The following is a 16,119-nucleotide window of genomic DNA, read 5'->3' on the forward strand; positions in this document are numbered from 1 at the left end:
GACCATCCAAAGGGGACACCTGTGTAGCGCCTGTGAAGTTCTCGATCGGTTGGCACGAATCCGGGATGGTCACGGTCATCGGCCGAAAGTCATAGCGGCGGGCGGCAAATCCAGCTCAGGGCGGATGGCCGGGGCTTGCACCGATAAGGGAGGCTTCGGCCATGACGATCGACGACGAGAATCGGCCCGAGCGGCAGCGGGTGACGCTGACCGGCATCAGCTCCCGGGCGTGGGAGCACCCCGCCGACCGGGGCGCGCTGACCGCCCTGCGCGAGTTGCGGGGCTTCGACGACCTGGTGAAGGCGTTCTTCGGCATGTGGAACGAGCGGGGGTTCCGCCTGTCGTACCTCGCCGGGGCGATCCGGGTCGACCACCGGCAGTACCCGCGGGTCTACCAGCGTTACACCGAGGCGGCCCGCACCCTCGACATCGAGAACCTGCCCGAGCTGTACGTCGAGCAGGCCCCGATCATCCACTCCCGGTCGATCGGCATGGACAAGCCGTTCGTGGTGATCAGCACGGCCGCGGTGGAGAAGCTCGACGACGAGGAGCTGCGCACCATGCTGGGCCGGGAGCTCGGCCATGTGCGCAGCGGCCACGCCGTCTACCAGACGATCATGACGATCCTGACCGGCTGGGTCACCAACGTCAGCTGGATCCCGGTGGGCGCGCTGGCGATCCGGGCGATCATCGTGGCGATGTACGAGTGGTGGCGCAAGGCCGAGCTGTCCGCCGACCGGGCCGGGCTGCTGGCCGCGCAGGACCCGTCGGCGTCGATCCGGCTGTTCATGAAGTCGGCCGGCGGCGGGGACCTGTCGCAGATCGACACGGCCGCGTTCCTGGAGCAGGCGGCGGAGTACGAGGGCGGCGGCGACCTGCGGGACAGCATCCACAAGCTGGGCATGACGGCGTTCAACAGCGAGCCGTTCCCGGTGGCCCGGGCGGCCGAGTTGCGCCGCTGGGTCGACTCCGGCGAGTACGCCCGGATCCTGGGCGGCGACTACCCGCGCCGCGACGACGACCGGAACGCCTCGGTGACCGAGGACGTGAAGGCCGCCGCCGCGCACTACCGGGACTCCTTCCGCGACTCGGACGACCCCCTGGTGAAAGTGGTCCGCAAGGTCGGCGGCGGCGCGGCCAACCTGGCCGGTTCGGCCCGGGACTGGGTCAGCGGGCGATGAGGCTCAGCGGACGCTGAGGTCGTGGGCCGCCATGGTCTCCTGGCGGCCCTCCTCCTCGCGCAGGATCGCGGCGTTGAGCCACTCCTCCGGGATGGCGAACGCGTCGACCAGCTCGCGCATCTCCGGTCGCAGCTGCTTGAGCAGGTCGTTGACCTTCCCGGTGACCGCCTTGGCCCGGGCCGGGGTGAGCCGGCCGTGCTCGAGATACCAGCCCTTGTTCGCCTCGATGACCGTCAGGGCGTACAGGTCGCACATCTTTTCCAACCGGGGCTCGGTGGCGTGCGCGACGAAGGCCTCCAGCACCACCCGGTCGACGTGCGCCTTCGCCACCGACAGGACGTGGTCCTGGACGTCGTTGAAGATGTCGAACTGCCGGTCCCGCTTCTGCGCGGCACCCCGGCGCAGCCGCCGGATCACCCCGTCGAGCTGGTGCTTCTCCCGGTCCTCGAACATGCGCAGGTGCCAGCCGCGGTCGGTGAGCGCGACCTCCTCGTCCCGGCCCGGCACCGCGTCGACGAGCCGCTGGATCAGCGACCGCGCCGCCGTGCGCTCCAGGACCATCTCGCGCACCTGCTCGGCGACGAACGCGGCCCGCCCCCACCCGTCGAGCGAGCCGAACGCGTCCCGGTAACCGGTGAGCAGCCCCTTCGCGACCAGCTGGAGCAGGACGGTGTTGTCACCCTCGAACGTGGTGAACACGTCGGTGTCGGCCTTGAGCCCGGGCAGCCGGTTCTCGGCGAGGTAGCCGGCCCCGCCGCAGGCTTCCCGGCACACCTGGATCGTGTGGGTGGCGTGCCAGGTCTGCACGGCCTTCAGTCCGGCCGCCCGCGACTCCAGCTCGCGCTGCCGGTGCTCGTCGACCGCCCCGTCCGCCGTCTGCACCTCGTGCAGCGCGATCACCAGCTCCTCCTGGGCGAACGTCAGCGCGTAGGTGTGCGCCAGCGCCACGAGGAGTTTCCGCTGGTGGACCAGGTAGTCGTTGACGACGATCTCGCGCTGCTCCCCCGGCGCGCCGAACTGGCGGCGGGTCTCGCCGTACCGCACGGCGATGGTCAGCGCGCTCTTGGTCGCCGAGGAGGACGAGCCGCCGACGACCACGCGCCCGCGCACGAGCGTGCCCAGCATCGTGAAGAACCGCCGCGTGTCGTTCTCGATCGAGCTCGTGTAGGCGCCGTCGGACGAGACCTGCCCGTAGCGGTCCAGCAGCGCGTCGCGCGGCACGGTGACGTGGTCGAACGAGATCCGGCCGTTGTCGACGCCGAGCAGGCCGGCCTTGTGGCCGTCGTCGCCGATCGTCACGCCCGGCAGCGGGTTGCCGTCCTCGTCGCGGATCGGCACCAGCCAGGCGTGCACGCCGTAGCTCTTGCCGCCGGTGATCAGCTGGGCGAAGACCACGGCCATCCGACCGTCCTTCGCCGCGTTGCCGATGTAGTCCTTGCGGGCCGCCTCGTGCGGCGTGTGCAGGTCGAACGTCTCGGTGGCCGGGTCGTAGGTGCACAGTGTGCGCAGCTGCTGGACGTCCGAGCCGTGCCCGGTCTCGGTCATCGCGAAGCAGCCCATCAGCCTCGCGGTGATGATGTCCGGCAGGTATGCCGCGTGCTGCCGCTCGTTGCCCAGCGCCACCACCGCCCCGCCGAACAGCCCCCACTGCACGCCGGCCTTCACCATCAGCGACAGGTCGAGCTGCGCGAGCATCTCGGCCGCGACGACCGAGCCACCGGGGTCGGCGCCGCCGCCGTACTCCTTGGGGAAGCCCGCGGCTACGCCCGGGTCGACGGGCAGCTCGGTGATCAGCCGGGAGATGCGTTCCCGAGCCTGCTCGATCGTCTCGCCCGGCACGGCGACGAAGTGCGAACCGGCGAGCTGCTTGCGAGCCTCCTGGCGCACGTGCGCCCAGCGACCGTCGAGTGCCTCTTGAAGACCCGTCATGGGTACGGACTGTACCCAGGGTTATAGGGTTCAGGCTGTGAAACGGGACACGATCGCGGCGCGCCGCGCCGCCGCCACCGACGATCGGCGCAGGCACATCGTCGAGGCCGCGGTCCGAGCAATCGAGGCGTACGGGACGGAAGCCGGCCTGAGTGCGATAGCCGACCAGGCCGGCGTTCCCCGCCCGCACGTGTACCGGCACTTCACCGGCAAGGACGACCTCGACCAGGAGGTCGGCCGGCACGCCGCGCGCGAGCTGAGCACCTGGATCCGGCCGAGCCTGACCGCCCGCGGCACCCCGGCGTCGATCATCCACGGCCTGATCGAGCGGGTCGTGCAGTGGGCGGTCGACCACCCCAACCTGTACCGCTTCCGGGCCCGGCTGGGCTCCCCCGCCGCGGTCGACGAGCTGGTCGACGCCCTGGCCGCGTACCTGCGGGCGGCCGGCTACGACACCCGCCCGCCGGCCTACGTGGTGGCCGGCGTGATCGGCCTGGCCGACGCCGGCATCCTCTGGTGGCTCGACCACCCCGACGAGACCGGCCGCGCCGCACTGACCGACTGGCTGGCCGACCAGGTGTGGCTGGTGCTGGCCGACATGCTGCGCCGCATCGGCCACCCGTTCGACCCGGACGCGACCCTCAGCCCACGGTCCTGACCACCCGGTAGGTCACCGAGCTGGACCCGACGACCGTGCCGGCCGGGATGCCGTCCCGATCCGCGGTCAGCCGGGTGCGCTCCCCGATGAACGCACCGGTCACCGGGTCGATGACGATCTCCCGACGCTCCCCGGCCGCCACGATTCCCAGCGCCGTGCCGGTGTGACCGTCCAGCGTGGTGGTGCGTTCGGTGATGGTCAGCGCCGGCAGTAAGGCGAGGGCGCGGTAGAGGGCGGCCCGCAGGTCGGCCGGGAGAAGTCCGCTGCGCAGGGCGTCGGCCGCATAGACCAGCACCTCCTGGTCGGGATCCCGGCCGTGCCCGTCGGTCTCCCGGCGCAACTGGTCGAAGAGCCGGCGCGGATCGCGGGTCAGGTCGTCGACGAACGACGCGGTGGGCTCCTGCCAGTTGCCGGGGCGGTCGCACGAGTCCACGCCGGGCTGCGGGAAGAAGTCGCCGCAGCGACCGCGCCAGGTCTCCGGTTCCGCTCGCACGTCGTCGGGACCGGGACCGCCGACCAGGTAGGTGCGCTCGCCGGTGTCGGTCCGGCGCTGGACCCACTCGCCGTCCGGGTCGGCCGGAACCCACGTCTCGAAGCGCATACCGAACCGGTAGGACGACGCCGGGCCGTAGGCCATGCTCAACGAGTGGGTGACGATGTACCGGTACCGGCCGGCCGGCACCGGAGCGTCCGGGTTCTGGCTCTGCGCATCCGCGGCCAGGCTCAGGGTGTGCGCCACCTCGACCATGGCGCCGGGTGGGTGGTGACGGCGCTGCACGACCGCCGCCCCGGCGATGGCGATCAGGACGGCGACGGCCGCCGCGGCGAGCACTCTCCTCGGCGTACGGCTGCGGCTCTTGTGCAAGACGCGCGCCCGGGCGCGCCGCAGCGAGAGTGCGTCCGGCTCGGCCGGCGGATAGAGCTCCCGCAGGGCTTCGTCGAGGTCGCTCATGACTCGCCTTTCACCGCGGGGAGGGTGGCGCGCAGCGTGCGCCGCACGCGGTGCATCCGGGACCGGACGGTCCCTTCCGGAATGCCGAGGGCGACGGCGATCTCCCGGGACTCGAGCCCGGCGAGGCTGCTGAGCAGCAGCACCTCGCGATCACCGTCGGAGAGCGCGGCGATGGCCGCGGCGAGCTGCCGGAGATGGGTACGGGCATCAAGGCGTTCGGCGGTACGGTCGTGCCCGTCCTCCGCCTCGGCACGTTGCCCGGCCAGCCGTTCGGCCATCCGCGTCTGCTGCGCCTGGGTGCGATGGTGGCGGCGCAGCAGGTTGGTGGCTATGCCGTAGAGCCAGGCGCGCAGGCTCCCCAACTCGGCCCGATAGTCGGCACGCTGCTGCCAGGCGGCCAGAAAGGTCTCGGCGACCAGGTCCTCGGCGGCGGTGGCACCGGCCTGGCGGGCGAGATATCGCCACAGCCCCGGTGCGTGCTCGTCGAAGACGGCGGCGAGGTTCATACCGTTACTTGCCAGGAACGGCTCCCCGCGTTCACGCCCTCCGGTCGAGGGCCCGCAGCACTCCGTAGGTGACGGCACCGTAGACCAGGTGTGGCACGAGGTCGCTCAGCCAATCGGTGGCCGACCAGCCGCGCGGATCGGTCACCCGCAGGGCGGTCATCGACACGTCGGTGGAGGCCATCGCGGTGATGCCGGCCAGCGCACCGCCTACCGGGAGCGGTGGCCGGAAACCGGCCGCCCGCGCCACCCCGAAGGCGGCGCCGATCCCGACCCCGGTCAGCATGCCGGTGAGGCTGCCCAGCCCGGCGATCCGGTTGTCGCGGGTCTCCCCCTCGCCCGGGACGGACACCGGCAGCCGGTCCTCGATGGCTTCGACGGTCTGTTCCGGGGTGCTGCTGGTGCCCCGGCCCCGCCACACCATGTCCAGATAGGTCGCGGCGTTGAGCGCGGCCGTTCCCGCGGCTCCGGCGGCGGCTCCGGCCAGCATTCCTGTCCTCATGCTCTCGGCATGCCCGCCGCGCCGATCATCAAACAATAGTACGGTTGACGGTATATACCGCCGCCTGTAACGTCGCACCCATGCAAGAACCCACCTTCCTCATTCTCACCGCGCTGGCGGTCGAGCCCCGGCACGGATATGGCGTGATCCAGTCCGTCACCGCCCTCTCCGGCGGCGAGGTGAAACTCCGGGCCGGCACCCTCTACGGCGCCCTCGACCGGCTCACCGAGCGGGGCCTCGTCGAGGTCGACCGGGAAGAGGCGGTCGACGGCCGGCTGCGCCGCTACTACCGGCTCACCGACAGCGGCGCGGGGGCGCTGTCGGCCGAGGCCGCCCGGCTGCGGCGCAACGCGTCGGCCGCCGAGACGCAGTTACGCCGCCGCCCGTCGTTCGGCGGTGCCGCATGACACTGGAAAATCAGTACCGCCGCCTGCTACTGGCCTACCCGGGCCGCTACCGCCGGGCGCACGGCGCCGAGATCGTCACCACGCTGCTGGAGATGGCCGGCGACGGCCAGACCCGGCCCACCCGGTCGGACGCCTGGCATCTGTTCGTCAGCGGTGTGCGCCAGCGTTTCCGGCTGCCCGCGCGGCCCCTCGTCTGGGTCGCCGCGGCGCTGATCCTGCTGATCGGCGGGGGTTTCGGGTCGGCCGCCGGCTCGTGGGCGGCCGAGCAGACGTTCGCCGCCCTGCCCGGCGACACGACCCTGATGGCGCTGACCCACCAGGCGGCCGGCGGCGGCAGCCAGTACGGTTCGGCCCGCTCGTCGTCACCCTGGTGGACCCCGACCGTCACCGGGGTCGTCGACAATCCCGGCTGGGACCCCGAGGCCGCCCGGCAGACGCTCGCCGCCGACGGCTGGCGGGTCGGCGCGATCCGCGACCTCGACGGCGCCGCCTACGACACCGACCCGGCGACCGGCGCCATGGTGGAGGTCCCGATGCGCGGCACCCAGTTCGACACCGTCCGGGACGGCCTGCTGATGCGGGTCACCGGCTACGTCACGGCCGGCCGCGGCACGATCTCGGTGATGGTGTCGCCGGCCGACACCGGGGCGATGCGCCCGCTGACGCTCGCCGGCGTGCTTCTCGGGCTGACCGCCGGCTGGCTGCTGGCCGCGGCCGGGGCCTATCGCCTGCTCGGGCAGCCCGGTCCGGCCCGTCGTCGCGTCGCCGCCGTCCTGGCCGGACTGGCCATCGTCGCGCTCATCGTGCCGGCATTCGCGTTCTGGGTGAACCTCATGCGGGTTCTGGGGGCGTCCGGCGACGTCGTCCAGACCGTGCACAGTGCGCTCAACCGCTCGCCGTACTGGAGTTACAGCACGCCCTGGATGCTGGTGCAACTGACCGTCGGCGGTGCGGTGCTGGCCGGCGTGGCCTGGCTGGTGATGGGCCGGCGCGGCCGGTCAGCCGCGGCGGTGGACCAGATTCCCACCACTGGATAAAGCGGGCCCGGTCAACCACTCGCCGGGCGGCTGAGCACCGCGTCGAACAGGCTCCGGAGGACCTCCGGCGCGGTGCCGCTCAACCGGTCCAGCGGCAGGTCGTCCAGAAATGTCCCGCACAGCGCCGTGGCGATCAGCGACCGCCCCCGGCCCGGGTGGCCGGCTTCATGGAGAACCTCGGCGACGGCGAACAACGCCTGCGCCTGATAGGCCGGCTTCGCGACGGACAGCGCGAGTTGCTCGGCTCGCTCGTGCTCGCCGGCCCGGGCCAGACCTTCGGCGAGCCGGCTCCACACGTACGCCTGGTCGTCCGGGTCGCGAATGGTGCGCGCAGCCCGCTCGGCCCGGACGAAGTCGCCCACCTCCACGAAGGTCACGGCGAGGCGGACGATCACCCGGCCGAGGTGGGGCGACGTGGTCATGGTGCCGACGATCTCTTCGGCCCGGGCGCCCCGACCCGCCCCGGCGAGGGCCACCGCCAGTTCGCCGAGCACCGGCAGACCGACGTCGAATGCGCCGAGCACGTGTCCCGGCCGGCTGGTCCGACGGACGAACCGCTCCGCGGCGTCGTGATCAGCGGCCTCGACCAGGGCCACCGCGATGCCGCCCATCGCTCTTTCCCGGTGTTTCTGGTGGGGGATCACCCGCATCAGCCGTTCGGCGCCCACTCTGTCGCCGATACGCGCGAGCGCCTGCGCCAGCACGACCAGCGCTGCCGCCCGGCCATCCAGGTCGCCGATGGTCCGGCCAGGGTTTCCGCCTGGTCCGCCACCCGGCGAGCCCGGTCCTGGTCACCCGAGCGGGCAACGGCGACCGCGAAACGGGCGAGAACCTGCGCCCGGCCCGACCGGTCCCGGACGGCGTCCGCGATCTGGCCGGCGCGGTCGAAGTCGCCGGCCCGGATCAGGGCCTCGGCGAGCCGCCGCAGCGCATACGAGTGGGAGTCCCGGTCGAGCAGTTCGGCCAGCCGCTCGGCCCGGTCGATCTCGCCCGCCTCGACCAGGGCCTGGGTGAGATCGTTCAGTACCGACATGTCGACCTGCCGGTCACCGAGGCCTTCGGCCAGCCGCTGCGCCCGGTCGTGATCGCCGGCCCGGGCCAGAACCACGGCGAGCGACAGCAACACCCGGCCTTCGTGGTAGGGATCGGCGATGGTGCGGGCCAGACGTTCGGCGCGGTCCCCCGCACCGGCGTGCGCGACAACCACCCCGATATCGCCCAGGATCTGCGCTCGCTCCAGCGGTCGGGTGCCCGCGTCGGCGAGGTGCTCGGCCCGGTCGTGTCGCCGGACGCGGCGAGGGCGATCGCGAGCCCGCGGAGAACGCGGCTCGCCGGATACGACTCGGCGGTGGCGCGAGCCAGCTGCTCGGCCTCGGCCGCCAGCCGGCGAGCCTCCTCCACCGCACCGGACCGGACCAGGGCAAGCGCGACGCGGCTCAGCGCCTCGGCCCGGTCGGCGAAGTAGGAGAGGGCGCGGGCGAACCGTTCGGCGCGGGCGTAGTCACCGGCGTCCGTGCAGACCTCGGCAGCACGCCAGAGCGCCGTTGCCCGGAAGCGGTTGTCGGTCAGCCCGGCCGGGCCGGACCGGCCGGGGATCTGCCGGGCCCACTGCTCAGCCTCGTCGGCGAGCGCTCGGGCCCGGTCGCCCGCCCCGGCCCGGGCGAGAGCTTCCGCCACCTCCAGCTGCGACCTGGTCCGGCTCTGCTGGTCGGCGATGGCGGCCACGAGCCGGTGTGCGTCGTCGGCCAGCCGCTGAGCCCGGCCGCGGTCACCGAGGCCGGCGGACACCCCCGCCAGTTGGCTCAGCGCCACGACGTGCAGGTAGGGGTCGGTGATGAACGATCTCCTCGGCGCGGTCGCCGTCACCGGCGGCCGCCAGCGCGCTGGCAACCCCGCCGAGCGCCTTGGTCTGCTGGTAGGAACCGCTGATGGAGCGAGCGAGCCGTTCGGCCCGATCCGGGTGATCGTCCGCGAGAGCCTCCACCAGGTCGGTCAGCACGCCCGTACGATCACTCAGGTCGACCACCCGGTAGGCGAACTCCTCGGCGCCGTCGTGATCACCCGCGCCGGCGAGGGCGACCGCCAGGCCGCAGAGCATCTTCTGCCGATCGTGCGGCTCGATATCGAGGTGGACGATCCGGGCGGCATGCACCGCCGCCAGCCGCCGGGCCCGGTCGTGGTGCCCGAGCCGGGCGAACTCCGCGGTGAGGGCGGCCGGCACCGCCGCGTCGTCCCCCACGTCGATGACCGCACCGGCGACCTGTTCGGCGTCCGCCGCCAGCACGCGAGCCCGATCGTCGTCGCCGGCCTCGGCGAGAACCACGGCGAGCCGGATCAGGGCCGGCGCCCGGGCCTCCGGTTCGGTGATGGCCCGGGCAAGCTGCTCGGCCCGGTCGGCCTGGCCGAGCCGGGCCCAGACCGCGGGCAGATCGGCTGGGATCTCGCTGTTCCGGCTGGCCAGGAGGCCGCGGTGGAACGCCAGCCGCGCCGGCGCCGCGAGGTCGGGTCCGGCCGAGGCCAGGATCGTGTTCTGCGCCTTGGTGATCTCCACCAGGGCGGCGGTGTCCCCGCCCGACAGGTCGAGCATCCGGTCGTGCCGGCCCAGGTCGGTCACGAGGTCGACCGCTCGCCCACTCGTGCAGCCGCTCGCGGTAGCGGCCCAGCTGCGCGGGCCCGTACGCGCGCGCGGACGACTGCTGGATCTCTTCGTGGCCGAGCACGTAGACGGCCGGATGGGCACCCACCGCCCAGCGGTCGCGGCGCTCCCCCGCCGTCGTCACTTCCACAGTCGACAGCTTCTCACCGGAACGCAACGAAGCCGCCCCGGAGGGCGGCTTCCCGGACTCAGAAGGGGAAGGACCCCGGCCGGCTGCGTACCGTCACCCAGCGGGTCTCCGTGAACGCGTCGATGTTGGCGTCGGCGCCGCCGAAGCGGGAACCGGTGCCGGAGGCTCCGGTTCCACCGAAGGGGGCGTTGGCCTCGTCGTTCACGGTCTGGTCGTTGATGTGCACGATGCCGGTGGGGATGCGGTCGGCCAGTTCCAGGCCGCGCATCGCGTCGCGGGTGACGATGCCCAGGGACAGGCCGTACTCGGTGTCGGTGGCCAGGGCTATCGCCTCATCGATGCTGCCGAAGCGGGCCACCGGCGCGACCGGGCCGAAGATCTCCCTCGCGAACGCGGGTGTCGACGCGGTGACGCCGGCCAGGACCGTGGGGCGGTAGAAGAGACGATCGAATTCGCCGCCGGCGGCCAGGCGTACGCCGTCGCCGACGCTCGCCGTCACGATGTCGTGGATCTTGTCGCGCTGGCCGGCGTCGATCACCGGGCCGAGGGCGACCTGTTCCCGGGCCGGGTCGCCGACCGGCAGTTTCGCCGCCTTGTCGGCCAACCGCTCGACGAAGTCGTCGTAGATGCGCTCGTGCACCAGGTGCCGGCCGGTGGTCATGCAGATCTGGCCCTGGTGGAACCAGCTTCCCCAGGCGGCCAGGTTGACCGCGGCGTCCACGTCGGCGTCGTCGAGCACCAGCATCGCCGAGTTGCCGCCCAGCTCGAGGTGGGCCCGCTTGAGGTGGCTGCCGGCGGCCGCGCCGACCCGGCGGCCCGCCTCCGTGGAGCCGGTGAACGAGATGACGCCGACCCGCGGGTCGGTCACCAGGGCCTCGCCCACGTCGGCGCCGCCCGGCAGGACCTGCAACAACCCGTCCGGCAGGCCGGCCTCCTGGAAGATCCGGGCCAGGATCAGGCCGCCGGTCACGGCCGTCCGGGGATCGGGCTTGAGGAGTACGGCGTTGCCGAGCGCGAGGGCCGGTGCCACCGAGCGGATGCCCAGGATGATCGGCACGTTGAACGGCGAGATCACCCCGACGACCCCGACCGGGTAACGCCGGGTCATCGACAGTCGCGGTTCCTCGCTCGGCACCAGCGAGCCGTAGGGGCGGCTGGGCAGCGCGGCGGCCTCCCAGCACTCCTGCTCGGCGACGTGCACGGCGAAGCCGGCCATCCCGGGGACCGCGCCGACCTCCCGCACGTTCCACCAGGTGATCTCCTCGGCGTGCTCGGCCCACAGCTGGGCGGCGCGGCGCAGGACGGCCGCGCGGGCACTGTGCGGCTGGGCGGCCCAGTCCTTCTGCGCCGCGGCGGCGGCCTGCGCGGCCTGCGCCACGTCGGCCGGGGTGGCCAGGGCGAACTGGCCGAGAGTGTCGCCGGTGGCGGGCTCGACGACGTCGGTGGTGGCGCCGCTGCCGGGGCGCCAGGAGCCGCTCTCGAAGATCAGGTTTTGCCAGCGGGCGGGATCCAGCAGGGCCATCGTCGGCCTCCCTTCGAGTGGGCTGACCATAGGCCGGGATTTCGCCCAGATCAACACACTGTTTCAAATGTTGAACAGTAACCCGGGCCGGACGGCGGCTGATTCCGTTCTGATCTAGATGGTGAACCGCCGGGCGCTCCGGCTCGTATGTCGGGGAGAGGGTGGCACCCCACGCTGCCCCCGACCGAAGGACAGCAGATCTTGCCGCGCATCAGCCGGCGTCCCCTCCTGAGGGGCACGCTCACCGTCGCCGCCGCCGTCCTTGTCTATCTGGCCCTGATCGTTCCGGACGCGCTCGGCCGCACCAAGGCCGGGACACCCATCGAGGGCGCGTTCTTCCGGGTGCCGATCGAGGTGATCATCGGAGGGGCGGTCCTGCTCGCCCTCTCGCCGCGCTGGCGGCGGCCGGTCGCCGTGCTGTTCGGGCTGGGGCTGGGCGTGGTCGCGGTTCTCAAGGTGTTCAACTTCGGCTTCCGGCAGACGCTGGGCCGGCGCTTCGACATCGTTCTCGACCCGCCGCTGCTGCGCGACGGCTACAACGCGCTCACCGAGACCGACGGCCGGCTGTACGCGAACCTGGCCGTCGCCGGAGCCGTGCTGCTGATCGTGGCCGTGCTGGTGGCCTGCACCCTGGCCGTCCTGCGGCTCACCGCCGTCACCGCCCGCTACACGAACCCGGCCCGCCGCACCCTGGTCGGCCTCACCGCGGTGTGGCTCGCGCTGGCGCTGAGCGGTGTCACCCTGTTCCCGAACTCGCCGGTCGCCTCGGACACCGCCGCCGACCTGCTCAAGAACACCGTGAAGTCGGTGCCGGTGGCGCTGCGCGACAAGCGCGAGTTCGCCGCGCAGACCGAGAACGACCCGTACCACGGCGTGCCGCCGGCCGAGCTGGTCAGTGGCCTGGCCGGGAAGAACGTGGTGATCGGCGTGGTGGAGAGCTACGGGCGCACCGCCCTGACCAACCCGGCGATGACCGCGATCGTCAACCCGGTGCTGGACGCCGGCCAGAAGAAGCTCGACGCGGCCGGCTTCGCGGCGAAGACCGGATGGCTGACCTCGTCGACGTTCGGCGGCGGCAGCTGGCTGGCGCACGCGTCCTTCCAGTCCGGGCTGTGGATCGACAACCAGCAGCGGTACCGGCAGCTGGCGGCCAGCGACCGGCTCACCCTGACCAGCACCTTCCACGACGCCGGCTGGCAGACCGCCGGCATCGAACCGGGCAACACGGTGGCCTGGCCGGAGGCCTCCTACTACGGGTACGACACGGTCTACGACTCGCGGAACATGGGCTACAAGGGCACCCGTTACGGCTGGTCCCGGATGCCCGACCAGTACACGCTCGACGTCTTCCAGAAGAAGGTGTACGGGCCGCGGACCAAGCCGGTGATGGCCGAGATCACCATGACCTCCAGCCACGAGCCGTGGACCGCGATCCCCGACATGGTCGACTGGGACAAGATCGGCGACGGTTCGCAGTTCCAGGCGAACCCGCTGGACCGGCACGAACTGTGGGATTCCGCGCCGAACACCCGGATCCAGTACGCCAAGTCGATCGGCTACTCGGTGGACAGCCTGATCTCGTGGGCGACGAAGTACGGCGGCAAGGACCTGGTCCTCGTCATGTTCGGCGACCACCAGCCGATCCCGCTGGTCAGTGGCGGCACCAACGCCAGCCACGACGTCCCGGTCACGATCATCGCGCACGACCCGGCCGTGCTGGACCGCATCGCCGACTGGCACTGGGCCGACGGCCTCCGCCCCGCCGCCGACACCCCGATCTGGCGGATGGACCAGTTCCGGGACCGGTTCTTCACCGCGTTCCGCAGCCAGGGTGGCGTGGCGATGTCGGCACACCGCTGAGCCACTGTCACGATTTCGCCGGCTGGGCAGTCCTGTCGGTATGAAAACCGCAACCGCGAGCAGGGCCGGCCTGTTCACCCTGGCCGGCCTGCAGACGATCGTCTCGGTCTGGCAGTACTTCTTCCCGCGCTCGTTCTACGACGACTTCCCGACCGTACGGCTCGACCCGCCGTACAACGAGCACCTGCTCTCCGACGTCGGCGGCCTCGGCCTGGCCCTGACCGCCATGCTGTACTTCGCCGCCGTGGTCCTCGATCGCAAGGTCGTGCTGTCCGCCCTCACCGGTTACACGATCTACGCGGCCACCCATTTCGCCTTCCACGTCCGGCACTTCGAGCACTTCTCGGTACGGGACGCGCTCGGGGTCGGCACCGGACTCGGCTTCGAGGTGGTGCTGGCTGTCGCACTGCTGTTCGGGACTTTGGTCCTGCCGGGTCGGGATGTTCTACCCGGGTCTGCACAGCCCGCGGAGAGGAGTCTCAAAGGCGAGAGATAAACAGACCTCCGGAGGCAACGATGACCACCACCGCCGCTCACGCCCACCAGCTCGAAACCGTCGAAGCCCCGGGCCACATCCTCACCAAGCCCGCCGCCAAGGTCCTGGCCGTCCTGCGGGTGGCCACCGGGTTCGTCTTCCTCTGGGCGTTCCTCGACAAGACCTTCGGCCTCGGCTACTCGACTCCCTCCGCGAAAGCCTGGATCAACGGCGGCTCCCCGACCAAGGGCTTCCTCGCCTCGGTGGAAGCCGGACCCTTCCAAAGCTTCTTCCACAACATCGCCGGCGCCGGCTGGGCCAACTGGCTGTTCATGCTGGGCATGCTCGGCGTCGGCCTCGCCCTCATCCTCGGCATCGGCCTCCGCGCCGCCGCCGGCGCGGGCACCGCGATCATGGCGATGATGTGGCTGGCCGAGTGGCCCCTCGCCAGCGGAAGCTCCAACCCGATCGTCGACTACCACGTCGTCTACGCCCTGGCCGCCATCGTCTTCGCGCTCACCTACGCCGGACAGACCTGGGGACTCGGCAAGATCTGGGCCAACCTCCCCATCGTCCAGAAGAACCGCTGGCTCATCTGAAAATAAAAATCCGAAGCCGCCTCTCGGGGCGGCTTCGCCGTGTTCGCCAGGGGCCGCAGGAAGCGGGCGTACGAGACGGCCAGGACCGCCATGACGGTGAAGATGATCCAGGCGGTGGTGGCCGGCCCGGCGACCGTCAGGGCGTAACCGGCGATCAGGGCGCCCAGTGGGGCCGCGCCCTCGGTGACCACGGCGGCCGCGCTGACCACCCCACCAGGACCAGGAGTACGACGGTCCGGAACAGGATGTTGGTCGTTCCGGCGGCCACTGTCGCCGGCCGCAGGAACGGGATCCGCCAGGTCCAGCGGAAACCCTCAGGGCGCCGCCGAAGGCGCGGCCGCCGAGGTTCGCGCGCGGCGAGCCGGTGACCACGCTGAATGTTATCCGTCCCGCCCCAAATGACCGTCCCTCCACATCGGAGTGACGGGGTTGCCCGGCACCGCGCGCGACGACTTGGATACGAGCGACACGACTATCGGGGGAAGTCGCATGAGACGCTTCAGCTTGCTCGCCGTCGCCGCCCTTCTGGTCACGGCATTCGCGCCCGCACCGGCCGCGCGGGCCGCCACCGGCACCAACGCCGTCGTCCTCTGGAACAGCAACGCACAGACCGCGATCTACGAGGTGGCCCGTCAGGGGCCCTACGTCGCGCCGCGCAGCTTCGCCATGGTGCAGGGCGCCGTCTACGACGCGGTCAACGCGATCGCCGGCACGCCCTACCAGCCGTACCTGCGGGCACCTCGCGCCCACCGCGGTGACTCCGCCGACGCGGCCGTGGCGGCCGCCGCGTACCGCGTACTCCTCTCGTTGTTCCCGGCCCAGTCCCCCGACCTCGACGGCATGTACGCCGCCGCCCTGGCCCCGATCCCGGACGGGCGCGCGAAGCGCGGCGGCATCGCCGTCGGCGAGCAGGCCGCGGCCGACATGATCGCGGCGCGGGTCGGCGACGGCGCCTTCGGCCCCGCCACCTGGACCGTGGGCACGGCACCCGGACAGTGGCGGCCGACCCCACCGGCGTACGCGTCGGACGGCGCCTGGGTCGGCGACATGCGGTCCTTCGTGATTCCGCGTAACGACATGTTCCGCACCGCGGGGCCGCCCGCGCTGACCAGTGCCCGCTGGTCCCGCGACCTCGCCGAGGTCAAGGTGCTCGGCGGCGTGCACAGCACGGTCCGCACCCAGGATCAGACCGAGGCCGCGATCTGGTGGCACGACCGGCGCCTCACCGAGTGGGAGATCAAACGGCAGTTGGCCGGCACCCGGCATCTGTCCACCCTGCAGACCGCGCGGATGTTCGCGCTGGCCGACGTGGCCAACGCCGACTCGCTGATCGCCTGCTTCAACGAGAAGAAGTACTGGAGTTTCTGGCGGCCGGTCACCGCCGTCCAGGAGACCGGCGACCCCACCTGGATGCCGCTGCTGACCACGCCGCCGTTCCCCGACTACACCTCGGGGCACACCTGCTCGACGTCGACCATCATGGTCACGCTGCGCGCCTTCTTCGGCCGCGACGACATCCCGTTCAGCGCCTACAGCGCCGACTCCGGCACGACCCGGCACTTCACCAGCTTCTCGTCGGCCCTGGCCGAGGTCGTCGAGGCGCGGATCTGGGGCGGGGTGCACTACCGCAGCGCCGACGTGGACGGGGCGCGGATCGGTGACGGGGTGGCCCGTTACGTCCTGGCCCACGAGTTCGGGCGCCGCTGAG

General features: G+C 71.9%; 17 protein-coding genes. 8 read left to right on the forward strand and 9 right to left on the reverse strand.

Annotated features, from left to right (window positions below; translation table 11 throughout):
• Positions 1 to 161 precede the first annotated feature (161 nt).
• Positions 162 to 1,181 (forward strand): M48 family metallopeptidase, encoded by a 1,020-nt coding sequence (locus tag Ato02nite_RS39600; RefSeq protein ID WP_213011833.1) that lies wholly within the window; start codon positions 162 to 164, stop codon positions 1,179 to 1,181.
• Positions 1,182 to 1,184: 3 nt separating this feature from the next.
• On the opposite strand, the gene Ato02nite_RS39605 is transcribed toward Ato02nite_RS39600, so the two are convergent.
• On the reverse strand, positions 1,185 to 3,110 hold the full coding sequence (locus tag Ato02nite_RS39605) for an acyl-CoA dehydrogenase family protein (RefSeq protein ID WP_213011834.1): 1,926 nt from the start codon (positions 3,108 to 3,110) through the stop codon (positions 1,185 to 1,187).
• Positions 3,111 to 3,147: 37 nt separating this feature from the next.
• Here Ato02nite_RS39605 and Ato02nite_RS39610 point away from each other — a divergent pair, with 37 nt between their 5' ends.
• Positions 3,148 to 3,768, forward strand: a complete 621-nt coding sequence (locus Ato02nite_RS39610; RefSeq protein ID WP_213011835.1) for a TetR/AcrR family transcriptional regulator — start codon at positions 3,148 to 3,150, stop codon at positions 3,766 to 3,768.
• Here Ato02nite_RS39610 and Ato02nite_RS39615 read toward each other — a convergent pair.
• Genes Ato02nite_RS39615 through Ato02nite_RS39625 form a run of 3 tightly spaced genes read right to left on the reverse strand, consistent with a single transcriptional unit; the run spans position 3,752 to position 5,725 of the window.
• Positions 3,752 to 4,720: a CU044_5270 family protein gene (locus tag Ato02nite_RS39615; protein WP_213011836.1), complete on the reverse strand. Its 969-nt coding sequence runs from the start codon at positions 4,718 to 4,720 to the stop codon at positions 3,752 to 3,754. The two genes, Ato02nite_RS39610 and Ato02nite_RS39615, sit on opposite strands and share 17 nt — an antisense overlap.
• Positions 4,717 to 5,226 carry an RNA polymerase sigma factor gene (locus Ato02nite_RS39620; RefSeq protein ID WP_213011837.1) on the reverse strand — a complete coding sequence of 170 codons (510 nt, stop codon included), beginning with the start codon at positions 5,224 to 5,226 and terminating at the stop codon, positions 4,717 to 4,719. The genes Ato02nite_RS39615 and Ato02nite_RS39620 overlap by 4 nt, the downstream gene beginning before the upstream one ends.
• Positions 5,227 to 5,257: 31 nt before the next feature.
• A complete protein-coding gene (locus Ato02nite_RS39625; RefSeq protein WP_213011838.1) occupies positions 5,258 to 5,725 on the reverse strand; it encodes a hypothetical protein in 468 nt (155 codons plus the stop codon).
• Positions 5,726 to 5,805: 80 nt separating this feature from the next.
• On the opposite strand from Ato02nite_RS39625, the gene Ato02nite_RS39630 reads away from it, so the two are divergent.
• Positions 5,806 to 6,132 carry a PadR family transcriptional regulator gene (locus tag Ato02nite_RS39630; protein ID WP_213011839.1) on the forward strand — a complete coding sequence of 109 codons (327 nt, stop codon included), beginning with the start codon at positions 5,806 to 5,808 and terminating at the stop codon, positions 6,130 to 6,132.
• The gene (locus tag Ato02nite_RS39635; protein ID WP_213011840.1) at positions 6,129 to 7,169 is read left to right on the forward strand and encodes a hypothetical protein; all 1,041 of its coding nucleotides are present in this window, start codon (positions 6,129 to 6,131) and stop codon (positions 7,167 to 7,169) included. Before Ato02nite_RS39630 ends, Ato02nite_RS39635 begins: the two co-directional genes overlap by 4 nt.
• Before the next feature lie 11 nt (positions 7,170 to 7,180).
• On the opposite strand, the gene Ato02nite_RS39640 is transcribed toward Ato02nite_RS39635, so the two are convergent.
• The 5 genes from Ato02nite_RS39640 to Ato02nite_RS39660 form a co-directional block, all read right to left on the reverse strand.
• On the reverse strand, positions 7,181 to 7,837 hold the full coding sequence (locus Ato02nite_RS39640) for a tetratricopeptide repeat protein (protein ID WP_213011841.1): 657 nt from the start codon (positions 7,835 to 7,837) through the stop codon (positions 7,181 to 7,183).
• Positions 7,819 to 8,295 (reverse strand): tetratricopeptide repeat protein, encoded by a 477-nt coding sequence (locus Ato02nite_RS39645; protein WP_213011842.1) that lies wholly within the window; start codon positions 8,293 to 8,295, stop codon positions 7,819 to 7,821. The genes Ato02nite_RS39640 and Ato02nite_RS39645 overlap by 19 nt, the downstream gene beginning before the upstream one ends.
• Positions 8,190 to 8,981: a tetratricopeptide repeat protein gene (locus Ato02nite_RS39650; RefSeq protein ID WP_213011843.1), complete on the reverse strand. Its 792-nt coding sequence runs from the start codon at positions 8,979 to 8,981 to the stop codon at positions 8,190 to 8,192. The genes Ato02nite_RS39645 and Ato02nite_RS39650 overlap by 106 nt, the downstream gene beginning before the upstream one ends.
• Positions 8,938 to 9,783 (reverse strand): hypothetical protein, encoded by an 846-nt coding sequence (locus Ato02nite_RS39655; RefSeq protein WP_213011844.1) that lies wholly within the window; start codon positions 9,781 to 9,783, stop codon positions 8,938 to 8,940. The genes Ato02nite_RS39650 and Ato02nite_RS39655 overlap by 44 nt, the downstream gene beginning before the upstream one ends.
• A 230-nt stretch (positions 9,784 to 10,013) precedes the next feature.
• On the reverse strand, positions 10,014 to 11,477 hold the full coding sequence (locus tag Ato02nite_RS39660) for an aldehyde dehydrogenase family protein (RefSeq protein ID WP_213011845.1): 1,464 nt from the start codon (positions 11,475 to 11,477) through the stop codon (positions 10,014 to 10,016).
• A 201-nt stretch (positions 11,478 to 11,678) separates the two neighbouring features.
• Here Ato02nite_RS39660 and Ato02nite_RS39665 point away from each other — a divergent pair, with 201 nt between their 5' ends.
• The 4 genes from Ato02nite_RS39665 (at position 11,679) to Ato02nite_RS39680 (ending at position 16,118) form a co-directional block, all read left to right on the forward strand.
• Entirely contained in the window at positions 11,679 to 13,337 is a 1,659-nt protein-coding gene (locus Ato02nite_RS39665; RefSeq protein WP_246607977.1) for a sulfatase-like hydrolase/transferase, read from the forward strand.
• A gap of 40 nt (positions 13,338 to 13,377) precedes the next feature.
• Positions 13,378 to 13,833 (forward strand): hypothetical protein, encoded by a 456-nt coding sequence (locus tag Ato02nite_RS39670; RefSeq protein ID WP_213011846.1) that lies wholly within the window; start codon positions 13,378 to 13,380, stop codon positions 13,831 to 13,833.
• A 20-nt stretch (positions 13,834 to 13,853) separates the two neighbouring features.
• The gene (locus Ato02nite_RS39675; protein WP_213011847.1) at positions 13,854 to 14,411 is read left to right on the forward strand and encodes a DoxX family protein; all 558 of its coding nucleotides are present in this window, start codon (positions 13,854 to 13,856) and stop codon (positions 14,409 to 14,411) included.
• Positions 14,412 to 14,900: 489 nt separating this feature from the next.
• Positions 14,901 to 16,118: a vanadium-dependent haloperoxidase gene (locus tag Ato02nite_RS39680; RefSeq protein WP_213011848.1), complete on the forward strand. Its 1,218-nt coding sequence runs from the start codon at positions 14,901 to 14,903 to the stop codon at positions 16,116 to 16,118.
• Position 16,119: the final 1 nt, after the last annotated feature.

The sequence above is a fragment of the Paractinoplanes toevensis genome (assembly GCF_018332695.1).
In the GTDB taxonomy this organism is placed as follows: domain Bacteria; phylum Actinomycetota; class Actinomycetes; order Mycobacteriales; family Micromonosporaceae; genus Actinoplanes; species Actinoplanes toevensis.